Origin of the sequence: Thiorhodococcus mannitoliphagus (genome assembly GCF_010915725.1) — a bacterium.
Taxonomy (GTDB): Bacteria; Pseudomonadota; Gammaproteobacteria; order Chromatiales; family Chromatiaceae; genus Thiorhodococcus; species Thiorhodococcus mannitoliphagus.
The window spans coordinates 1-21,462 of sequence record NZ_JAAIJR010000051.1 but is presented as its reverse complement, the minus strand read 5'-3'; the positions used below and the strand labels follow the sequence as shown (position 1 = coordinate 21,462).

The window sequence follows — 21,462 nt, the reverse complement described above, 5'->3', positions numbered from 1 at the left end:
CGATTGAAGGTAGGTCTTGATGAGGCTCGATCGGACTCGGCAAACCGGGGTCGAATCGGCGCTCGCATTATCCGCCGGTGATCAGCGCATCGGCGAACCTGTAGTGCTCACGGCCGACACTGATCGACCACTGATCGCCGTCCTTTGCGACTTGGATCGGGTCGCCGTCGCGGTCGGTGAATTCACCGTCCGAGAAGCGCAGCACCCGAAAGGCCGCGCGGTCGCTGACGGCGATGTTGGCGATCCAGATCTCGGCGCTGCCGTCCGCCTGGCGCAGCACCCGCCAGCCGCACGCCTGGTCGTAGCTGGGCTCGTCCGCGGAGCAGGGCATGGTGCCCGAGGCATCGTAGGTCATGGGGCCGAGGTCGGCGGCCGGTGTGGGCGGTTGCGCGCAGGCCACCGTGCCGAGCAGGATCGCGCCCGTCAGCGCGGCGCATGTTGTGGTTTTCACTTGAAACGGTCCTCAGGGCTGTTGTTCCCAGGGTGGGGTCGTGAAGGCCCGCGCCTCATCGGCGCTGCCCGGTGGCATGAAGTCGTGGATCGAGTCCTCGGTGAAGTCACGCCAGAACGCGGCCTCGAGCGCCTGATCACGGATCGCGAAGGCGCCGTCGGCCTCGCGCTGGCGCAGAAACTCCCGGTACGCATCGAGCGGCTCGGGTCCGAGCTGTTGATAGATGATGCGGCCGCCGTACTGCGCATAGAGCGCCTTGTTGATCTTCCACTGGCGGATGAGCGCTTGGAACATCTCACGCCGCATTGTGTCGACCTCGGCCTGCTCCTGGGGCGTCAAGTCATCCGCCGTCGCCGGACCGCTTGCCGCCCTGTCGCGGCGCATCCTGGCGAGCATGGCGTCGATCTCCGGTGGTTCGGCCCGGAGACCTCGCTCTGCGGCGTACTGGTCGAGCAGTGGGGTGAGGATGGCGTCCCTGAGTGCCTCGGGGTCGTTCGTATCGACGGCCTGGCCGAGGACGGTGGCCACCGGTGCCGCGTGACCAGCCGGTGGCGCTGCAATGAGCAGGCCAGCGAGCGCTCCCCAGGCCAGCAACGCGAGCATGGTTGCCCCTCCGCGCGCGCTCAGCGGCACTTCGGATGGCTGGGGACGTTGTCGACGCTGACCACGCGGTCTTCGGTGGTCAATTGGACGCATTGGTGGGTCTTGGCGTTGTAGTAGGTGCTGTAGAGCGTATCGCCCGCGGTCAGGGTGTCGACGCTGGTGAAGCCGCGTTCGGTCATGACGTCGATGGCCTTGATCGCGTCCATGCCTTTGAGGTCGGAGAGCTTGGCTTTAGCGGCGTGGTTGCCTGCGGGGGCCTTGGATGGTTGGCCATCCTCGGCGGCGCGGCAGCCCTTCTTATAGGACTCGCCGTGGCGGTCCTGGTCGTAGCGACCGTGGGAGCAGTCGTCGTAGCCGCGCTGGTATTCGCGCTCGGCGGCGGTGGAAGCTAGGGTGACGGGGGCGGCAGTGGCGATGAGGAGGGCAATGGCGAGGGTGGACGGCTTCATTGTTTAGGGCTCCTACGAAGGATTGGGATCGAGTTGGGAGTTGGGTCGATGGGGTGAAATCGATTGGTTTGAGACGACGCGACGCGCTACCCCTTAGGGTTGGTACAGGGTACGGAGGGGTGCATTGAGCAGGATCAGCGCGCTCAGGGCCAGGAGCATCCTGACCAAACGCCCAGGTGAATATGAAACTCGCATGATGGTGTCCTCGAATGAGAAATGTTGGCCCGCGGAGGATCAGTTGGCGATATCGAGCGCGAGCGCGCGCCCTCGCCGCGATCCCTCCGAATCACCCGCCTTCGATCGCCGACAGCGGCACCTCGTAGACCTCGCCGTTGTCGCGGATGAGGGTCCAGAGGTCGCCGTTCAGCGTTGCCTTCACTTCGCCAACCGTGGCGTTCACATAATCGGTCATAACGTTGACCGTGAATTGCACACCGCGCGGACTCTGGATTACGATCGACGCCTGCCCGTTCTCCATGCGCAGAATGCCAGCCGGACATTGGCCAAAACCCGCCCCGCTCCCGGTCTTGCAGCGCAGCAGCGTGGTGGCATCGTACTCACCGCCCGCGTACTTGGTGGCAAAGGGGGCGGTAGCGTTGTCGGCGGCGGACTCGGTCGCGGCGTTGTCCCAGTAGACGAAGAGACTCTCGGTCGGAAAGCGGAAGATTTGTCCCGCTTCGCCGAGTCCGCTCTGGCGATAGACCGCACGACCGTTCCGGTCGCGGAAGTTGCTGGGCGTATCGCCGACCGGGGACAGGTCGTAGGTGACGCCGTCCTCGCGGATGATGGTGATGTAGCCCTGGCGCTGGCTGAAGGTGCAGGGCAGCATCTTCTCCATCTTGTCCGAGCCCTTGGGATAGAGTTCGCAGCGGGCCTGGGTCGAGTCGGCCGCGGCCGGCAACGTCCCACCCATCAGAATGGCGGCGAGAACGGCCGCTGATGCGTTCTGATTCATGTCTTCGAGCCTTTGCGGATCGCATCCACGCTCAGCGGCACTTCGGATGCGTGACCTCATTGATGGTCATGACCTTGCCCTCGGCGGTCTCCAACTGGACGCACTGCCCGGTCTGCCGGTTGTACATCCAGAGGTTGGAGAAGCCGTTGGACTCGCCGCCGTCGACGGTAACGAAGCCGCGACTCTCCAGGCCACGCTCGGCATCCATGTCGCTGCCGACACGCAGATCATCGAAATTGACCCTGGGCTGTGATTGGCCGTCGCTGGGACGTGTGGCGGATTCCTCGACGCAGGCCGTGAGGGCGGTGGCCGTGAGACAGACAGCGGTGATTTTCAGGAATGTGTTCATATAGAAGTTTCTCGGTCGAGCCGGGGCCATTCAGAGACGGCGGCCCCCCGTTGCGCCTTGGTCATCGATCGTCTGGGAAGATAATTCCCTGCCGCCTCGGTTGCACCAGCACCTGCTCAACCAGTTCGGCAAACCAAACTATTCGTTCGGCCAGCCAACATTGCTAGCCTGTCGTGGAGTTGGAGGCCCTGCTGGAGGCCGGCCATACCCGCGCCCTGGATCATCTGCCCTGGCTGGAGCGCTGGGTCGACACCCAAGTGTCCGCCGAGGCCAGGGAGCTACCGCGCCAGATCGAGGTGCTCAACTTCCCGGCCACCCTCAGCCGACCACCGCCAAACCCTGATCAATGCTGCCCTAGAGCGATAGCGCTCAGTCCATCAGGAAGACCTGAAGGATGGCCGCACCGCCGGGCGCGTGCCGGGCGGCGATCAGCAGTCCGGACATGGCCCCGCCATCGCCCAGGTTGAAGACCCGAAGCTCGCCGACGGCCGGGGCGTCGAACGCGGCGCCCAGCGCGGCGCGGGCCGCCTCGGGGTCGTCGATGGCGGCCAGGAACATCGGCACCGAGCGCAGGGCATCCGGATCGGAAATGGCACGCAGCTCAGCGGCGATGTCCGCTTGGGCACCGGCCGGGCGGACGTAGACCTGCCGCCAGGGCTCCATCCACGCTTGTTCTCCAAGGCGTTCCCAGCGCGCGCCGACGAAGGTGCGATAGTGCGCCAGGGCGGCGCCGGTCAGGTCGTCGCCGGCCGCCAGGGGCACGAAGAACACGGCGCTGCCGAAGCCCGCCTGGCTCGGCGGGCCATAGACCGCCTGCAGCCGCGTGACGGTGTCTGGACGCTCGGGTGTCGGGGTCTGCATCGATCGCTCCGGTGGGGTTGAATCGCTCGCGTCGGCGCGGCGCCGACGGCGCCTGCGTGGGCTGGACATCATGCGCACTCAGCCGAACACCGCGAAACCCTGATCGATGCGCGTCAGGATCGCGTAGGTCATGACAGCAAGTACCGCGCCGAGGAGTGCTCCGCCGGCGAGGAGATAAGCGACGAGCCCTTTGAGCGGCTTGGCAAGCTCCCGTCCGGTCTCGCCATCCTGCGCACGGACGATGGCGGCGAGGCGCGCGACCTGCCCTTGAAGTCCAAAGAGCAAGGCACCTAAGCCGAGGAAGACGATGCCGACCGTGAGGTGGATACCAAGTATCGCTGTGCCCTGTGGCGCGCGATCCGCAATGAAGAGGCTCGCGACCACGAGCACACCTGCGCTGATCGATAACAGCGCGGCGCAGACATAGACGGCTCTGAAGACGACTTGCATGGCTCACTCAACGTCCAAAGCGGCAGGCCCCGATGATCAGGTCGACCAACGCCTTGCCGCGCACAGCGTCCTGGCTGAAATCTAGCGAACACGGAAATTGACGCGATATGACTGGGTTCGACCACTGCGGTTGATGACCTCGACGACGTGATCGCCCGACTGCCAGAGCTGTCCCCGGTACGCCTGGTCAGACCGCATCTGATCGAGCAGGAAGGATCCGTCAGGATTGAAGATCTGGTAGTAGAACTCCGGCCCACGCGCGTCCAGGCGGACACGAAGATCCTGACCTTTCGAGGCGCGCAGCAGATAACGGCGCGACGCTCCGGGCTTGAGCGATCCGTTCAGCTCCGCGCCACTGGTTCCGGACTCGAAACGAACCCGCTCCGTCGTGGTTCCGCCCTGACCGGCTGGCGGTGGACTGGGCTGTTGAACGGCCGCGCCCGACTGGAGGTAGTGCGCATTGACCCAGCCTCGCTCGCGCATGTCCGAACGCATCTCGATCTCGCACCAGCGCGCTCGGCCCTGCCCCTCGCAGCGCAGCCGGTAGACCGATGATCCATTGGAGAGCGCGCCGACGATCGGGTAATTCGTGCCTGGGCCGCTTCTGACATTGAGCACATCGCCGGCCGCGACGCCCGTCACTTGGACCAGGTTGCGTCCGCTCGTGTCGCCGCCACCGCCCGGGAGATAGGCGTTCTGGGGCCGGCCTTCGGCAACGAACTCGACCATCCGCCGTCCGCCGCGCTCGAACGAACAGGCAAAGGAGGCCTTGCGGGTCTCGAGGAAGATGTCGCCATTGATCGCGTGCGTTCCGTCGACGCGCTGGCCGTTGTATTGCATGTCGGTGCGTGCCTGACCGTCACGGAAAAAGGACTTCCCGATACGCGCGCACTCGTCGAGCATGGCGCCGGTCGAGCGTGCGCCGGCCGGCGCCGTGATCCCGAGTGTGCACATCAGCATGATCAAAAAGCGTGGGCCTGCTCGCATGATTCTCCTCATTCGCCTGTCAGTGCATCAGTGGGTAGTGTTGAAGCGACGCGCGCGCGGAACCCCGTTGTGCCTTGGTCATCGATCGTCTGGGAAGATAGTTCCCTGCTGCCCCGGTTGCACCAGCACCCGCTCAACCAGTTCGGCAAACCACACTATTCGTTCGGCCGGCCAACATTCTGTCGGCTTGATGCGGTGTCCTCTACCCGCTGCGGTACTCTCGCGGAGTCATGCCAAAGCGGAGTTTGAAGGCGGTGGCGAAGTCGCCGGCACGCTTGAAGCCGATGGCATCGGCGATCTCCTGGATTCGCCAGTCGGTCGTGGCCAGCAACTGCTGGGCGCGGACCAGACGCTGCTCGCGCAGGTACTCGAAGGTGCTCATGCCAAGATAGGTCTGGAATTCGCGGCCGAGCCGCGCGTGGTTGGTTCCGACCCGGCGCGCCAGCTCGGTGAGTGCGGGGGGATCGGCCATCTCGTCGAGCAGGATGTCGATGGCGCGGTAGACGAAGCGCAGACCCAGCGGCGCTACCGCATCCAAAGAGTTGGCGTCCTTGCCATCGGCGAGGGTGGCCGGTTCCTGGCGTGGAGATTCGATCTGCTCGGCCAGACGCGCGAACAGCCGTTGCTGCTGCAAGTGGGCGCTGACTCGCGCCAGCACCTCGCACTGCTCGAAAGGCTTGGTGATATAGTCCACGCAACCGACCTCGAAGCCCTTGAGCTTCTGCGCCGTATCGCAGAGCGTGGAGAGAAAGATCACCGGAATGGCCTGGGTCGTCGGAGCCGTCTTGAGACGCCGGCAGGTCTCATAGCCATCCAGGCCAGGCATCAGGATGTCGAGCAGGATCAGGTCGGGGCGACCGCGCTCGGCCTTGAGCAGACCATCGGCGCCGTCGCGGGCGATCAGGGTCTCGAAGCCCAGGGCGCTCAACTCGGCGACGATGGCGCGAAGCTGGACCGGCTCGTCGTCGATGATGAGGATCGTTGCCGAACTCGGCGGCGTGTCAGGTAACATCCGTTGCTCGTCCTGCGGTTATCGTCACTCGGCTCGACAGGGCAATTTTCATCGCCACGCTTGAGCGGCGTCAATCCGCGGCGATCACGGCGTGCCGCCAGCCACCGCGACGAACATCCCGAAGACGTGTATTCCAAAACAGTCCCCGCCTTTTTCCTCGCCCTGCTGTGCTGGCTGACAGCGGTGGCCGACGGCGGCGTGCAGGCTCTCCTGGATCTCAGCGACGAAGAGCGGGCTTGGCTCGCGACCCATCCGACCATTCGGGTCGGCGCCTACGAGCTTCCGCCCTACATCCAGGAGCAGAACGGCCGGGTGGACGGTTACCTGGTCGATCTGATGCGGGCCATTGCGGCGCGCGCTGGCCTGCGGGCGGAGTTTCAGTTCCTGACGCTCGCCCAGGTGAAGGAAGGCACCGAACGGGGCACACTCGACGTCACCCTGGCGGTGAATCCGACGCCAGAGCGCAAGCGGGTGCTGTTGTTGTCCGCCGGGACCGTCGAGTTCACGCTGAGCATCTTCGCGCGCAAGGAGGCCGGCGATATCGCGGGGCTGGAATCCCTGGCCGGCAAGACCCTGGCCACCTATCCCAGGTATTCCTGGAACGCGCGGTTTCCCAAATACTTGCCGGAGACGCGGATCATCACAGCGGCAAACGTCGAAGGGATGTTCCGCCTGGTCGCGACCGGCCAGGCGGATGTGGCCATCAGCGAGACCGAATCCGGTAAGGCCCTGCTGCGCCGCACGCTTCTGACCAATGTCGAGCCGAAGGCGTTTGCGGTCTTCGACGGCCAACGCAGCCTTCGCGGGCACTACTTCGGGGTAATCCGGCAAGCGCCGCTGCTGGCGTCCATTTTGGACAAGTCCTTCGCGCAAATGCCGGAGGCTGAGAAACAGCGCATCTGGGATCGCTGGTTTACACGCGCGGACCACCTCGGCGAGGTCAGGCTCGACGATGGGGAGCGCGCCTACCTGGAGGTGACGGTCTTCCGCCGCGCCCTTGCCTCAGCGTGGATGCCCTTCGACTTTGCTGACGACCAAGGCGCACCCACGGGTGTCGCCGAGGACTACTGGGCGTTGATCCGCGACAAGCTCGGCTTGCACGAGGACAGCGGCGAGCGACAATCCTTCGGCGAAATCCTGGCCTCCATGCAGCGGGGCGACGTCGACCTCTACGCCGCCACCACGCAGACCGCCGACCGCGCGGACTACGCCCTGTTCTCCGACCCCTACGAGCGCTACCCCATCGCCATCGCCGGGGTGGCCAGCGCGGGGCTGTTCGCCGGCACCGCATCGCTGACCGGGCGGCGCGTCGCCGTGGGTCGGGATTACAGCGCCTACCACCTGCTCAAGGCCCACACCCTGGGGATCGATTTCGTGCTGGTGGAGAATACGCGCGCGGCCCTGGAGGCGGTCGCGGACGGTCGGGCCGAGGCGGCGGTCGACATCCTGCCGGTCCTGCACCAGCAGATCGAGCGCTTTCCGCCGGGGCGGGTGAAGCTCGTCGGGGTCACAGACATCGAGTTCCCGCTGCAAGTGATGGTGAGCCGGCGCCAGGCCGCCCTGCTTCCCCTGATCAATCGCGCCATCGCTGCCATCACCCCGCAGGAGCGTGCCGCGATCCATAACAAGTGGCTGTTGCGCCAGGTCGTCACCGCGCCCGATTATCGCCTGTTGTGGCAGGTGCTGATGATGGCGGTGCTGATCCTGGCCACCATCCTGTTCTGGAACCAGCGTCTGCGCCGCGAGGTCGGGCGGCGCAAGCAGGCCGAGGCCGCCCTGCGGCAGGCCAGGGACAGGGCCGACCGGGCCAGCCGCGCCAAGGGCGACTTTCTGGCCAACATGAGCCACGAGATCCGCACTCCGCTGAACGCCGTCATCGGACTGACCCGACTGTCGCTGGAGACCGACCCCGCGCCGCTGCTGCGCGATTACCTGGGCAAGATCGACCTCTCCGCCCGCACCCTGCTGGGGCTGATCGACGACATCCTCGATCTGTCGCGCATCGAGGCCGGCAAGCTGCACCCACGCCAGGAGCCGCTGGAGCTCGGCGCGATTCTCGAAGGCGTGCGGGTGATGGTCGGGCCGCAGGCGGCCGACAAAGGACTCGATCTGCACATCGAGGGGCCGGAAGACGCGGTCGGTCTAATGCTCGGCGATGGGCTTCGCCTCACCCAAGTGTTGCTGAACCTGGTCGGCAACGCCGTCAAATTCACCCATCGAGGCCGTGTGACGCTGGCCGTGTGGATCGAGGACGCAGACGCGGACGCGCTGCGGCTGACCTTCTCGGTCACCGACACCGGCATCGGCATCCCCGCCGAGCGCCGTGCCGATCTGTTCGAGGCCTTCACCCAACTCGACACCTCAAGCACCGGCGTCCACGGCGGCAGCGGCCTGGGACTGGCCATCAGCGCGCGCCTGGTCGCGCTGATGGGCGGTCATCTGGACGTGGAGTCCATCGAGGGCAAGGGCAGCACCTTCTGGTTCAGCCTGGCGTTCCCCCGCGCTGTCGCCGCAACCCTGGTCGAGGCGCCGCCGGCGCCGGTGCTGGAGGCCCTGCGTGGTCTCCGGGTGCTGGTGGCCGAGGACGACCCGGTCAACCAGGTGCTGATCCGCGATCTGCTCGGTCGGCGCGGTGTCGAGGTCATCCTGGCCGCCACCGGGACTGAAGCCGTGGCCGCTGCGACTGAGGGCGGCTTCGACCTGGTGCTCATGGATATCCGCATGCCGGAGATGGATGGGCTGACGGCCTGCCGGCACATCCGCGCCCTGCCGGGTGGCGGGCCGCCCATCATCGCCCTGACCGCCAACGCTCTGGCCGGGGAGCGCGAGCGTTGTCTGGCGGCGGGACTGGACGGCTACCTCACCAAGCCGATCGAGCCCGAGACGCTCTCCGTCGAGATGAGCCGCTGGCTGCGGCGGCCCACCGGCGAGCGCGCGGTCCTGCGACCGGCCTCCGTCGACGCCGAGACGCCTGCCCTGCCCGGCTTCGACGCGGCCAAGGTGCAGCGCTGGCTGGGCCAGGCGCCGGACGCCTGGCAGGCGATGGTGCGGGTCTTCTTGGCCGAGCAACCCGACGCGATCGCGGCCATCGGCGCCGCCCTGGACGCCGACGATCGGGCTCAGGCCGCCGACCGGCTGCATCGCTTGCGCGGAGCCGCCGGTGCGCTGGGGGCGGTGGATCTGACCACGGCGGCCGAGCAGCTGGAGCGCGCGCTCGCACGCGAGGCTCCGGTCGCTGTCGACGTGCGTGCCCGTTTGTTCGCCGCGGCGGAATCCGCCCAGGCGGTCCTCGTCGCGCTGAAGATCCCAGCGGACAAACAGGCGGTGGCGGAGAGTGACGACTCAGTGTTCGGAGAACTGAGCCGGCGTGTCGTGGAGTTGGAGACCCTGCTGGAGGCCGGTAATACCCGCGCCCTGGATCACCTGCCCTGGCTGGAGCGCTGGGCCGGTACCCAAGCGTCCGCCGAGGCTAGGGAATTGCGGCGCCAGATCGAGGCGCTCGACTTCCCGGCCGCCCTGGCCATTCTGCGTGGGCTGGACATCGTCAGTCACCCGCCAGAGAAAGGCATGGCTGTCGAGTAGCCGTCTCACTGGCCGCCCTCCCACGCGGCCAATTCATCTTCTGGGAGTGGATCGAAGAAAGCATCGCTCAGGCGTCCGCTCAGACGCCCGGGTTGGCGTCCTGTCTCGCGCGGGGTTGGCTGAGTCGATCGACTAAGCCGAGCATGACCCGCCGTTCTTTCCAGCGTTCCACGATGTTTCACGCACCTACGCCCTCGGTATACTTCGGATCCATGTCTTTTGCCTGGATCGCTGTCCATCCCACACACATGAGCCCTTGGCACCCCGACCGTTTCGAGCACCGCTTCCGTAGGGCAGCGCTGTTGCACCTGCGGTGGGCCGTGCTGTCTCTCCTCTTCTTGGCGACGCGCCCATCGGCCGCGCCCCCCGATGCCGACCTCTACGACCTGCCGTTCGAGGATCTGCTCCAGATGGAGATCCACGCCGCCGGCAAGCGCGATGACGAGATCCGCGACATCCCGGCCAGCGTGACCATCCTCACCCGCGAGGAGATCGCCCGCTACGGCTGGACCACCTTCGAGGAACTGTTGCGCAACGTGCCGGGCTTCTTCGTCCTCGACAATCTGGAAGATCGCTTCATCGGCAATCGCGGCACCGTCGGCGGCGGTGTCCAGTTCCTCGTCAACGGCGTGTCCCAGCATCCCTCGCGGCAGAAGGCGCTCACGGTCCCCGAGATCGCGCGTCTGAACATCCCGGTGGAATCCATCGACCGGGTGGAGATCATCCGTGGCCCCATGTCGGTCATCTATGGCAACAACGCCTTCCTCGGCGTGATCAATGTCGTCACCAACGCCATCGGAGAGCACGGCTCGCGCGTCTCGGCGAGCGTCGGGAGCCGCGACAGCGGTCGGGTCTTCGCGCGTGTCGGAACGACGAGCGCGGACGGTTTCGTCGTGATCAACGCCGGCGGCTATCGCACCCAGGGGCTGGAAGGCGCCTACGCCGACATGATGGGCGCGGAGCAACGCGCAACGCTCGTGCCCGGGATGCACGAAAGCCTCGACGGTCAGGCCGATCAGCGCGATCTGAGCGCCGAGTTGTCGGCCGGCTGGGGCGATTGGCGCGCGGACCTGCGCTACACCGAGAAGGACTATGGCGTCTATTCCTTCACCCCTGGTTTCGAGGATGGCACCCGTGAGCGCCTGACCACCTGGCACGCGGCCCTGAGCTGGGAGCGTGCCTTCAGTGAGACCCTGGGTCTACGCGCCAGCACGGTGGTCAGCGAGGAGCAGGCGAATTTGTATGCGATCGACTTTCTGTCGGCCGCCCTGGACGGCGACCAAGCACAGCGCTCCCAGCGCTGGGAGACCGAGCTGGATCTGCTCTGGAATCCGCACCCGACACTGGATCTGCTGGCGGGATATCGGTTCCGCTGGGTCGATGGACTGGAGAACCAGGCCGTTGTCGACGCCCTCATCGACACCACGAACCGGGTCGAGGATCTCGGACTGCACGACCTCTTTGCCGAACTCGGCTGGAACGCCGGCCGCCGACTGCGCCTGATTGGCGGTCTGCGTCTGTCGCGCCTCCCCGAGAGCTACCATTACACGAGCGAGGATCGACTGGAAGGCACCCTGACCGAGCGCGAGATCCCGGTCGAGGATCGCGACCTGCTCACCGGGCGCGTCGCCGCGCTCTGGAGCCTGGACCGCCACCAGGTCGTCAAGCTGATCTGGGGCACGGCGGCGCAGGACAGCGACCAGATCCAGTTCAGCGCGCCCGAGCGCATCGCCACCACCGAATTCGTCTATGTACGCACGCGACCGACCTGGACGCTGAGCACCAGTCTGTTTCGCAACCGGATCTCCAACATCGTCCGGACCATCCAGGTGATCGACACCCGAAGCAACAGCTATCGGAGCATCGATGACAATTCGGGCGAGTGGCTGACCCATGGACTGGAACTGACCGGCGAATGGCGTCCGGCGCCCGCGCTCGGACTGGATCTGAGCCTCACCTGGCAGGACACCGAGGATCGCCGGACCGGGATCGAGCCGGGCTACTCGCCGCACCTTCTGCTCAAGCTCAAGACCGACTATCGGCGCGGCCCCCTGACCTATGCGCTCTTTGCACACTATGTCGGGCCGATGGAACCGGACTGGAGCTTCGTCGACGGTGTGGCGGCTGGGGTCGTCGAACGCATCGGCGAGCGGGTCGACAGCTACTGGAACCTGGGCGCGAATCTGCGCTACCGGCATCCGTCCAACGGACTCCAGCTCAATCTGCACGTCTCGAATCTGCTCGACAGCGAGATCCGCTATCCGGCCAACGAGCTGACCGACTTCACCCGTGGTCTGATCGGCCCCGGACGGGTCGTCACCCTGACGTTCGGTTGGGAGTTTTGAGTCCCTTCTTGCGCAAGCTGGACGGTTGGCGACTCGGGGCGGTGCTGATGCTGCTGGCCGTCCTGGCTCCGGCGGCATTGGCACAGACCGCGGCCGAATCCGAAATGCTGCTGGTCAGACTCAAGGCGGCCTATGTCTACAAGCTGACGAGCTTCGTCGACTGGCCGGCGGCCGCGGACCGGCCCTTCGTCATCGGTGTGATCGGCGCCCCGCGCGTGCGCGAACAACTCGCCGAACTGGAGCAGGCCGAAAAGCGTCGCGACGACAGACCGATCCGGATTCAGGCGTATGCAGGCCCAGCCGACATCGCCCCCTGCGAGATCCTGTTCGTCGGCGAGGCGGCGGCCGAGAGTCTGCCGGCGATCGCCCGGCGCCTAGCGGGCCGGCCGACACTGCTGGTCGGCGATATTCCCGGCGGAGCGGGCCGCGGGCTGGCCATCGAGCTGTTTCGCAAGCCCGACATCCTGCGCCGGGCGGAGCGATTGCGACTGCGCATCGATCCGAAGGCCATCGCCGATCGCGGCCTGGTGGTCTCGGCACAACTCTACGAGGTGGCCGAGGTGATTCCGTGAAGCCCCGGCGCCGTACCTCGATCCGCCGGCGTCTGCTGTGGCTCTCGACCCTGGTGAGCCTGCTGACGCTCGGGGTCGCCGGCGGTCTCTTCGTGGTGCATGACCTGGGGATGCTGCGCCGTCAGATGGTACGCGACCTGGAGGTGCTGTCGGCCGTGGTCGGCGACAGTTGCCTGGGGGCGCTCGCGTTCGACGTGCCCGAGACGGCCGAGAAGATCCTGATGAATCTGCGCCACGAATATCAGATCCGCCAAGCGATCCTCTATGAGGCCAGGGGCAAACCCTTCGCCCACTACCAACGCGACCCCGAGCCTGTCCCGGCCGCGCCGAGACTGAACGACGTGGGCGTCCTGGTGGATGTATCACTGCTCGGACTTGGCACGGTGGAGGTCCGCCGCGACCTGATCCTGGACGATCAGATCCTCGGTCAGATCGTCATTCAGGCACGCACCGACGAACTGGCCGCGCAACTCCGCCGCTACACCCAGATCGCCGTGCTCCTGCTGCTCGCGACCCTGGCCGTCTCGCTGACACTGGCTCGGCGTCTGCAACGACGTATCGCCGAGCCCATCCAACGGTTGGCGGCGCGCACACGCGAGATTTCCGTCGCGGGCAACTATGCCCCAAGGCTGGCGCTGCCGGAGGCCGACGACGAGTTGACCGATCTGTACCTCGGATTCAATGCGATGCTCGATCAGATCGAGCGTCGTGAGCAGGATCTGGAGCGGATTCGCGCCTCGCTGGAGCAGCGCGTCGCCGAGCGCACCCGCGATCTCGATTTGCTGGTCCGGGAGCAGCGGCTCATGCTGGAAGCCCTGCCGCTCGGCGTCCTCCATCTGGTCGAGCGACGCGTCGCGCGGATCAATCCGCGCGTCACGGAACTGTTCGGCTGGAGCGCGTCCGAGATACTCGGATCGAGCGTCGCGCCCTTCTATGCCGATCCGGCGGACTTCGCCGAGGTCGGTCGCCTGGGGTATGCGCGGATGTCGACCGGCGGCGTCTACCGCACCGACCGGTTGCTGCGGCGCAAGGACGGAAGCTGTTTCTGGGGACGGCTGATCGGGCAAGCGATCGATCCGAACGACGAGCGTCTGGGCTCGATCTGGATCCTCGACGACATCGATCTGGACAAGGCGCTGGAGAGACGACTGCAACAGGCCCGCGAGGCGGCCGAGGCGGCCAGCCGTGCCAAGGATGCCTTTCTGGCCAACATGAGTCACGAGCTGCGCACGCCGCTCAATGCCATCCTGGGATTCGCCCAGATCCTGGAGGGCGATCCTCGACTCGACCCTGGACAGCGCCGACAGTTGGAGGGCATTCAGCGGGGCGGTCAACGCTTGCTCGATCTCATCGACGAGGTGTTGGATCTGGCGAAGATCGAAGCCGGCAGTCTCGAATTGGCGCCGGTCGAGTGGGAGAGCCGTGCCTTCTTGCGCGAGCTGGATGGCATGTTCCGCGGGCGCGCCGAGCGCCAGGGACTCGCGCTGCGAGTCGAGGCCTCGCCCACACTGCCGCGACACCTGCGCTGCGATGCCAAACGGTTGCATCAGATCCTGGTGAACCTCATCGACAATGCGCTCAAATACACCACGTCGGGTGAGATTCGGGTGCGGGCCGAGTTCGTCGCCGGACGTCTGCGGCTGGCGATCGAGGACACGGGCCGCGGCATCCCGAACGAGGCGCTCGAACGCATCTTCGAGCCCTTCTGTCAGCTCGGCGAGGTCGGCGACCGCCCCCAGGGCAGCGGCTTGGGTCTGGCCATCTGCAAACAGTTGGTTGCGTGCATGGGCGGTACGCTCTCGGTCGAGAGCACACTCGGGGTCGGCACGACCTTCCGCGTCGAGGTCGCGGCCCAGGCGCTCGAACGCACGGCGCGCGAGGCGCGGCCGGATCCGCCGCAGACGCGCCGCGTCGGGTATCGTCGTCTGAAGGGTCGAGGTCCATTTTGCCTGCTGATCGCCGATGACGAGCGCGCGAATCGTGAGGTGCTGCGCGGCTTGCTGGAACCGCTCGGTTTCACGGTCGCCGAGGCCGAGGACGGGCGCACCTGTCTCGAGTCCGTTCGGCGCCGGCCCCCGGATCTGATCCTGATGGATCTGCGCATGCCCGTCATGGATGGACTGGAGGCCACACGGCGGCTGTGCCGCGAGCCGGGAACGCGCCGCATTCCGGTCGTGGCGATCACGGCCGCCGCCTTCGACGAGGATCGGGCCAGGGCGCTCGCCGCCGGCTGTGACGCCCATCTCGGCAAGCCGGTCATGAGCGAGGCCCTGTTTGCGACCCTGGCCCAATGGCTGCCGTTGCAATGGCGATACGCCGAACCGGAGCCTGGGGCCGAGATGGCTCCGTCCCTCGAGGGGCTGTCCGAGGAGACGCGCGAACGCTTGATCGGCCTGATCCGTAGCGGCAGTGTGACGGCGATCGCGGCCCTGGCCGAGCGGCTCGTGCACGAGGATGACTGTTCGACACTGGCCCGCTGTCTGTCGACCCTGGCCCAGAACTTCGATATGGAGGGGCTGCGCCGACTCGCCCAGCGCCTGGAGAGGGTGCACAATAGAGCGGCGAGCGGTCGACCCGAGGCTCGAAACGGCGATTGAGAATGGATCGATCCAGCGAAAACATACTGATCGTGGACGACGAACCGGAGAACATCCGGTTGCTCGGCCAGTTGCTCGCCGCACGCGGCTATCAGATCCATGTGGCTGAGAGCGGCGAGCAGGCCCTGACGGCGTTCGAGACCCTCTCGCGCGAGGTACGACTGGACTTGATCCTGCTCGATGTCCTGATGCCCAATGGACTCGACGGCATCGAGACCTGTCGTCGTCTCAAGCAGCAAGACAGCACGCGCACCCTCCCCGTCATCTTCCTGACGGCGAAGGAAGATCATGCGACCATCGTCAGGGCCTTCGAGGCCGGGGGCGCGGACTATGTGCTCAAGCCCTTCGAGACGGACGTGCTGCTGGCGCGGGTGCGCGCCCATCTGACGCTCGGGCGTCTGTCGCACGACCTGGAGTCGGCGCTCGATGAGCGCTCGCGACAACTGCGCGTAGCCAACCGCGAGCTACGCCGGGCCAACGACCGCCTCAGACGTCTGGCCATGGAGGTCTCGCTGATCGAGGAGCGCGAAAAGCGGCGCCTGGCCGGCGAGTTGCACGACAGTCCGATGCAGAAGCTCAATCTGGCGCAGATGCAGATCGCCTCGGCCGCCCGCTGCCGCGACAGCGAGTCGGACCGGCTGCTGGAGGTCGGTCAGGAACTGATGCGCGAGGCGCTCCAGGAGCTGCGGACACTCCAGTTCGAACTCAGCCCGCCGGTACTCTATCAGGGAGGGCTGGGCGCGGCGCTGGGCTGGTTCGCCCGCTATAAGACGAAACGCTTTGGCGTGGAACTCCACTATGTCGAATCGCCCACCTTGCCCGCGATCGAAACCGACCTGGCGGTGGTGCTGTTCCAGAGTGCGCGCGAGCTGGTCTACAACCTGATCAAACACTCCGGGGCCAGTCGCGGCCGGATCGAACTGGGGGGTGACTTGGAATCGATCTGCGTCTCGGTCGACGACGACGGTCGCGGTTTCGCGCCCGTCGCGCTGGATGGGCTGACCTCGGGCGAGGGTGGATACGGCCTGTTCGGTGTGCGCGAACGTCTCAGCCTCTGGGGTGGAGAACTCGACATCGAGACGAAAGCCCAGGGTGCGCGTGTGACCATCCGGGTTCCATCGACGATGAGGACAGGACGCTAATGGCGATCTCGCTGCTGCTGGCCGACGATCATGTCATCTTCAGGCAGGGACTCGTCCTGCTGATGCGCTCGCAGACGGATTGGCAGGTCGTCGGCGAGGCGAGCGATGGGGCGGAGGCCGTGCAACTGGCCGAGCGTTTACAGCCCCAGATCGCGGTGCTCGACGTGGAGATGCCCGTCATGAATGGCTTGGAGGCCGCGCATCATATCCGCACAGTGTCACCCCAGACACGGATTCTGGCCCTGTCCACATACAGCGATCCCTATTATCGCGACCAGATGTTCGCCGCCGGCGCCCGTGGCTATGTGCTCAAGAACGAGGCGATCGACGATCTGATCAGCGCCATCGAGGCGGTCCTGCGCGACGAGTGCTTCGTCAGCCCATGCCTGGCGAACCTGGCTGCGCCCTCGCCCGGACGGAGCGTCGAAGTCGATGTCAAGACCCTGAGCGAGCGCGAGCTGGAAGTGCTCAGGTTGCTGGCCGAAGGTCAACGAACCAAGGAGATCGCCGCGACACTGGGCATCAGTGCGCGGACGGTCGAGACCTATCGTCAGCGCCTCATGCTCAAACTCGGCATCCAGACCCTGCCTGGACTGGTGAAGTTCGCCGTTCGTGCCGGTTTGACTCAGTCCAAATCACTAAGAGCCTATCCCAAAAGGTGATGGCTCAATCTGAGGTTCCCGCGGTTTTTCGTCTTCCATAAGAGAGCGGCCTCATGCTACCTGGCACGTGACCTGTTGAGCCAGCGTGGTTTGCGTCACATAACATCAATCCGCGTGGTGACTCTATGGTGACTCAAACAAAAACGGCCTAGGTATTAAATAACCTAAGCCGTTGATTTTATTGGTCGGTGCGAGAGGATTCGAACCTCCGACCACCTGAACCCCATTCCGATTGGCGCTTGGGGAAAGCTTTTAAATCAATAACCTACACCGCCCGCGCAACTCCAATTCCTGCCCTATCCAGCCGCAGTCATGCGGCTCACAGCCATGGTCCCGCACATTTTCCGGCACACCTGAGGGGTACTCTCTGATGATCATCACCAACTTTTTTTCGCCAATCTCCCACCAGGAGAACCTCAACCAGCCTCGTTCCCATGAGCCGAGGATACGCGCCCAACATGAGACGACGAAGGACCGGGGCTTTCGCCCAAAGCTGCAAGGGTCGCGGCTGAAAGACGTTTGGCCTATGCTTAGCCATATGCCAACAGATCTGGATTCGGATGCCATGCAGTCGGAACGCCATGTTCGCCTCTTTCGCAATGGTCGCAATCAAGCGCTGCGGATCCCGCGCGATTTGGAGCTGGATGCCGACGAGGCGGTGATTCGCCGTGACGGCGAGCGGCTGATCATCGAGCCGATCAAACGCCGAGCCGATCTCGCGACGCTGCTTGCCGGCTGGAAGCCCCTCGATGAGACCCTGCCGGATATCGACGAAGGGCTCCCGCCACTCGACGATATTCAACTCTAGGCTGCGTGCACCCCCATGTCCGCGCTGCGCTATCTCCTAGACACCAATATTCTTTCGGCGCTGATCCGCGAGCCGCAAGGCGCGGTTGCGACACTCCTGAGCCGCCGTGGCCACGATCGGATGTGCACCAGCCTCATCGTCGCGGCCGAGCTGCGCTTCGGCGCGCTCAAGCGTGGTTCGCCCGTCTTGCTCGACAAAGTCTCGGACCTGCTCGCGTCCATGCCGGTCTTGCCGCTCGAGGCCGGTGTCGATGAAGCCTACGCCAGGGTACGCCTTGCCCTGGAGCAAGCAGGAACGCCGATCGGCCCCAACGACCTGCTGATCGCCGCACATGCCCTGGATCAGGATCTCACGCTCGTGACGGACAACGCGGCCGAATTCAGCCGGGTACCCGCGCTGCGGGTCGAGAATTGGCTCACCACCCAGCGCTAACTGCGGCAGATCGCCCCTCGCAATGGGTTGTGTGAGCGCTGCGCCTCGCGCCTTGTTTGTCATAACGACCCTCGCCGTCTATACCGCCCGCGCAACTCCAATTCCCGCCCTGTCCAGCCGTATTCACGCGACTCACGGCGATGCTCTTGCACATCTTCCGGCACACCTCACGACCCGGCTCGTCACCTGCTGTAAAGTCCGACTGGCGGTCTGAAAAATCTGCCAAGTCGAGGACAGCATCAAGGTCAGGGATCTCAGGGTCAGAGGACTCCACTCCACACAGCAAGGCGTTCGCAAAGCAGAGCTTGGACCGGGCTTTCAATGTTCGTTCAGCCCTTGTTATACACCTCACCACCTATCGGTTTTATGTAGCCAGGGCTTCCAGCCCTGGCGAACCAGGCGAGGATGGCCTGGCTACGCAGGCTTGGAGCGGCTGTTCCGGTTGATTTCGGGAAACCGATAGGTGTTGAGGTTATACACATCAAAATATGCATTTATCCTCCAATGCGCTATACATGGGATGAAGCCAAACGACAAACCAACTTGAAGAAGCACGGGCTGGATTTTGTCGATGCGCCCCAAGTCTTCGAGGGGCCGATGCTCTTGTTCGAAGACGCCCGCCAGGGTTATGGCGAACAGCGTATGATCGGCATCGGACTCTTGGATTGTCTGGTCGTGTTGGTCGTCCACGTCGAATCTGACGACACCATCAGCATCATTTCCATGCGCAAGGCAGACAGCCATGAAACAGACCTCTATTACCGTAACGCCGGATACTTCTGATGAGGCGCCGACGCTGACTCAGGCCGATTTCGACCGTGCCCGATTTCAACTCGGGGGGCGAGCCGTCAGTCGCCCCGAATGGCAGACCGCCGTGCGTGCACGCACGAGCAAGCTTCGGGTCAATATCATGCTCGACGCGCCCATCGTGGAGCATTTCAAGGCGATGGCCGGGGATCGTGGCTATCAGACACTGATCAATGAGACGCTCCGACGGGTGATCGAATCGGAGCATCTCGAAACCGATCTGCGCCGCATCATCCGCGAGGAGTTGGACGCACGCGGTTGAGTGAAGCACCCACCGCAAGACAGAGCACATTGTCCTATCAGCAAGGCCCACAGATGGTCTGCGCGACAATCCTGACGACCGGAGTTGAGCATTAGCTCGCCCCAAAGCGCGACCGAAGCAGATCGCACCTCGGGAATCGACCACCGGATTGGGGGGGCTCCGCGCATGATCAAACGATCACGCGCCTGTCGATGCCCGCTACCAATCCTCATACTGCTCGGGCGCCGCGCCATGCGCTTCCAGTACCTGCGGTTCCTGGCTCGCGGGTTCTTCGTTCACGCGCTCGACGAGGAGTTCAAAGCGCCAGTCATCGCCAAAGTCGAACAGGAAGTCGATCCGCATCCCCTCGCAAAGCGCGAGGTCGCCGACCTTGATCTCATCGGCGACGTATTCGGACGCGCCCGCCAGATGGGGGGGATCGATCTCGACGGTGCACCCGAAGCGGTCCTGGTAGCTGAAGCGGTAGAGATGGTCGCTGTCATCGAAGTCGAAGGCGTCGAGAATGGTGTCCGCGAGTGCGTCGAGAGCGGTCTCGCCCCCAATGGCGATCCGCCGCCAGCAGTCCTTCCCCAGCGCGACCTTGAGCAGATGCTGGCCGGGCTGGAAAGGGTCCTCGGGGATCTCCAATTCGTGGCGCCAATCCGGGATATGGGGACGCACCAACTCGCTCCAGTGCTCGAAACGCGCCAGGGGATCGAAAAAATCCCGGCCCTCGAGGATGGGAATGTCTGCGTCGGACTCGGTATCCCAAGGCTGACGCATGAAGCTCGCCAAGTGACCTAGCAAGGAGCGTCCCCACGCGGTGAGAGCGACCCGCTCGGGCCGCCATCCCTTACCTTCCGCGGGCGGCATCGCCCGCAGGTCGAGGAAGCCAAAGAGTTCAAGCAACGCCAGATGGTGGAAGCCGGGGGAATACCGCAAAAACTCCACATCATCAGGCGTGTCCATCATCAGATCGCCCGTGGCGGGCAGCCGTTTGAGAAAGGTAACGACCCTCATCGACGCATCCCTGCCCCAGCTTGCGCGCTCGCCGATCATCTCCTCGCTTGAACGACCCCACCAGGCCTTCAGCAAGGCAAAATAACGCTCGGCGGCATTGAGGGAGGACCAGGAGGCCAGGACGACGGGGTCGAGATGCAGATGCGGCTTCTTGGACGCCGTGTCGATCCACGCCAGGCCGCTGGCACGCAGCACCAGATAGAGCCCATTGATGTGCGGATAGGATTTCTGCATCGCGCGCTTCAGCCCCAGTTCCAGGGGGTGCGTGAGACGCTGGTTGATCGACTCCAGGGTTTTCATGGCGAACAGGTGGCCGGGGGTGAGCGGCAGCCCCTGATCGCCAATCAGGTCCAGCAAGGCGTCGAAATCCCGCAGGATGCTTCCCGGCGGGTGCCGTTCGAAATCAGGTGCCTGGAGCTGGTGGGTGGAGGTCGGTGCGCGGGTGTGGGTTTTGGTCATAGGCTCACGATCAGTATTGATCCGGATCTTTCTGCAACAGACTTCATATCAGCCATCGCCGCTTGGCGCCAGGCCCAGCAGGCGCAGGGTCTGGGGGTCGCCCTCACCCTGGAAATACCGCGTCAGAACGCGATGAAAGACCGAACCTGCGGGCGACACACGGGCGAACAGGGTGGCGCAGGAGCGCAGCTTCAGGTCGTCGGGCGAACCGAAGATCTCCCGCGCAGAGCGTCCCTCGACGCCGATGACCGCTTCGGCGCATGCCCGCAGCCGCGGTCCCAGAACGGGGTGACTCAGGTAGGCCTCCGCCTCGGCCAGGCTGCGGATCGCGTAGCGCTGCGACAGGGCACTGAATCCAAGCCCCGCCAGCTGCGGGAAGATGTACCACATCCAGTGCGAGCGCTTGCGACCGCTGCGAATCTCGGCGAGGGCCTGCGCGTAGTCGTCCTCTTGTGCTTGGACGAAACGCTGCAGATCATGGGTGTCTGTCATGACGCGATCTCCTATTCATTCAGCCCGCAAGGCGCCCCAGACGCAACGGCCTGCGCCGGAATCGGAATCGGGACGGCAGGCCGTGCCCGGGATGACCATCATCCCCGCCTGTTACGTCCCGCGCTGATTTAGGGAGAGCGTCGCGACCTATTTTGGGTGAGACGCAAAGAAAAGTCCCGAGCTGGC

The 21,462-nt window shown here is 65.0% G+C and carries 21 protein-coding genes and 1 pseudogene; 10 read left to right on the top strand and 12 right to left on the bottom strand.

What is annotated here, in order from left to right:
* Positions 1 to 67 precede the first annotated feature (67 nt).
* The 9 genes from G3480_RS13590 to G3480_RS13550 form a co-directional block, all read right to left on the bottom strand.
* Positions 68 to 451: a hypothetical protein gene (locus G3480_RS13590; protein ID WP_164654433.1), complete on the bottom strand. Its 384-nt coding sequence runs from the start codon at positions 449 to 451 to the stop codon at positions 68 to 70.
* Between the two features lie 12 nt (positions 452 to 463).
* The gene (locus tag G3480_RS13585; RefSeq protein ID WP_164654432.1) at positions 464 to 1,054 is read right to left on the bottom strand and encodes a hypothetical protein; all 591 of its coding nucleotides are present in this window, start codon (positions 1,052 to 1,054) and stop codon (positions 464 to 466) included.
* Between the two features lie 20 nt (positions 1,055 to 1,074).
* Positions 1,075 to 1,503: a hypothetical protein gene (locus tag G3480_RS13580; RefSeq protein ID WP_164654431.1), complete on the bottom strand. Its 429-nt coding sequence runs from the start codon at positions 1,501 to 1,503 to the stop codon at positions 1,075 to 1,077.
* 286 nt (positions 1,504 to 1,789) lie between these two features.
* Positions 1,790 to 2,458, bottom strand: coding sequence for a hypothetical protein (locus G3480_RS13575; protein WP_164654430.1), 669 nt, complete (start codon positions 2,456 to 2,458; stop codon positions 1,790 to 1,792).
* Positions 2,459 to 2,489: 31 nt separating this feature from the next.
* Positions 2,490 to 2,807: a hypothetical protein gene (locus G3480_RS13570; protein WP_164654429.1), complete on the bottom strand. Its 318-nt coding sequence runs from the start codon at positions 2,805 to 2,807 to the stop codon at positions 2,490 to 2,492.
* A 369-nt stretch (positions 2,808 to 3,176) separates the two neighbouring features.
* Entirely contained in the window at positions 3,177 to 3,740 is a 564-nt protein-coding gene (locus G3480_RS13565) for a hypothetical protein (protein WP_240905805.1), read from the bottom strand.
* A gap of 6 nt (positions 3,741 to 3,746) precedes the next feature.
* On the bottom strand, positions 3,747 to 4,118 hold the full coding sequence (locus G3480_RS13560) for a hypothetical protein (protein WP_164654427.1): 372 nt from the start codon (positions 4,116 to 4,118) through the stop codon (positions 3,747 to 3,749).
* Between the two features lie 81 nt (positions 4,119 to 4,199).
* Positions 4,200 to 5,105 carry an SH3 domain-containing protein gene (locus tag G3480_RS13555; RefSeq protein WP_206171706.1) on the bottom strand — a complete coding sequence of 302 codons (906 nt, stop codon included), beginning with the start codon at positions 5,103 to 5,105 and terminating at the stop codon, positions 4,200 to 4,202.
* Between the two features lie 202 nt (positions 5,106 to 5,307).
* Positions 5,308 to 6,117 (bottom strand): response regulator transcription factor, encoded by an 810-nt coding sequence (locus G3480_RS13550; protein WP_164654425.1) that lies wholly within the window; start codon positions 6,115 to 6,117, stop codon positions 5,308 to 5,310.
* A 126-nt stretch (positions 6,118 to 6,243) separates the two neighbouring features.
* On the opposite strand from G3480_RS13550, the gene G3480_RS13545 reads away from it, so the two are divergent.
* Positions 6,244 to 9,699 carry a transporter substrate-binding domain-containing protein gene (locus tag G3480_RS13545; protein ID WP_164654424.1) on the top strand — a complete coding sequence of 1,152 codons (3,456 nt, stop codon included), beginning with the start codon at positions 6,244 to 6,246 and terminating at the stop codon, positions 9,697 to 9,699.
* A 5-nt stretch (positions 9,700 to 9,704) separates the two neighbouring features.
* Here the strand turns inward: G3480_RS13545 and G3480_RS28365 are convergent.
* A pseudogene (locus G3480_RS28365) lies at positions 9,705 to 9,815 on the bottom strand (type II toxin-antitoxin system prevent-host-death family antitoxin); the annotation flags it as partial.
* A gap of 132 nt (positions 9,816 to 9,947) precedes the next feature.
* Here G3480_RS28365 and G3480_RS13535 point away from each other — a divergent pair.
* The 9 genes from G3480_RS13535 (at position 9,948) to G3480_RS13495 (ending at position 19,326) form a co-directional block, all read left to right on the top strand.
* Positions 9,948 to 12,044 carry a TonB-dependent receptor plug domain-containing protein gene (locus tag G3480_RS13535; protein WP_164654423.1) on the top strand — a complete coding sequence of 699 codons (2,097 nt, stop codon included), beginning with the start codon at positions 9,948 to 9,950 and terminating at the stop codon, positions 12,042 to 12,044.
* A gap of 8 nt (positions 12,045 to 12,052) precedes the next feature.
* Positions 12,053 to 12,616, top strand: coding sequence for a YfiR family protein (locus tag G3480_RS13530; RefSeq protein WP_164654422.1), 564 nt, complete (start codon positions 12,053 to 12,055; stop codon positions 12,614 to 12,616).
* Entirely contained in the window at positions 12,613 to 15,213 is a 2,601-nt protein-coding gene (locus G3480_RS13525) for an ATP-binding protein (RefSeq protein WP_164654421.1), read from the top strand. Before G3480_RS13530 ends, G3480_RS13525 begins: the two co-directional genes overlap by 4 nt.
* 2 nt (positions 15,214 to 15,215) lie before the next feature.
* Positions 15,216 to 16,355, top strand: a complete 1,140-nt coding sequence (locus G3480_RS13520) for an ATP-binding response regulator (protein WP_164654420.1) — start codon at positions 15,216 to 15,218, stop codon at positions 16,353 to 16,355.
* Entirely contained in the window at positions 16,355 to 17,017 is a 663-nt protein-coding gene (locus G3480_RS13515) for a response regulator transcription factor (RefSeq protein WP_164654419.1), read from the top strand. The genes G3480_RS13520 and G3480_RS13515 overlap by 1 nt, the downstream gene beginning before the upstream one ends.
* Positions 17,018 to 17,582: 565 nt before the next feature.
* Positions 17,583 to 17,825 (top strand): antitoxin, encoded by a 243-nt coding sequence (locus tag G3480_RS13510; protein WP_164654418.1) that lies wholly within the window; start codon positions 17,583 to 17,585, stop codon positions 17,823 to 17,825.
* A gap of 15 nt (positions 17,826 to 17,840) precedes the next feature.
* Complete coding sequence (locus G3480_RS13505) at positions 17,841 to 18,257, top strand: type II toxin-antitoxin system VapC family toxin (protein ID WP_164654417.1); 417 nt, start codon at positions 17,841 to 17,843, stop codon at positions 18,255 to 18,257.
* Positions 18,258 to 18,800: 543 nt separating this feature from the next.
* Positions 18,801 to 19,040 carry a BrnT family toxin gene (locus G3480_RS13500; protein ID WP_240905803.1) on the top strand — a complete coding sequence of 80 codons (240 nt, stop codon included), beginning with the start codon at positions 18,801 to 18,803 and terminating at the stop codon, positions 19,038 to 19,040.
* Entirely contained in the window at positions 19,000 to 19,326 is a 327-nt protein-coding gene (locus tag G3480_RS13495) for a BrnA antitoxin family protein (protein WP_164654415.1), read from the top strand. Before G3480_RS13500 ends, G3480_RS13495 begins: the two co-directional genes overlap by 41 nt.
* Positions 19,327 to 19,524: 198 nt before the next feature.
* Here the strand turns inward: G3480_RS13495 and G3480_RS13490 are convergent, their stop codons facing one another.
* Entirely contained in the window at positions 19,525 to 20,784 is a 1,260-nt protein-coding gene (locus tag G3480_RS13490; protein WP_164654414.1) for a plasmid pRiA4b ORF-3 family protein, read from the bottom strand.
* 48 nt (positions 20,785 to 20,832) lie between these two features.
* Positions 20,833 to 21,276, bottom strand: coding sequence for a DUF1810 domain-containing protein (locus G3480_RS13485; RefSeq protein ID WP_164654413.1), 444 nt, complete (start codon positions 21,274 to 21,276; stop codon positions 20,833 to 20,835).
* Positions 21,277 to 21,462: the final 186 nt, after the last annotated feature.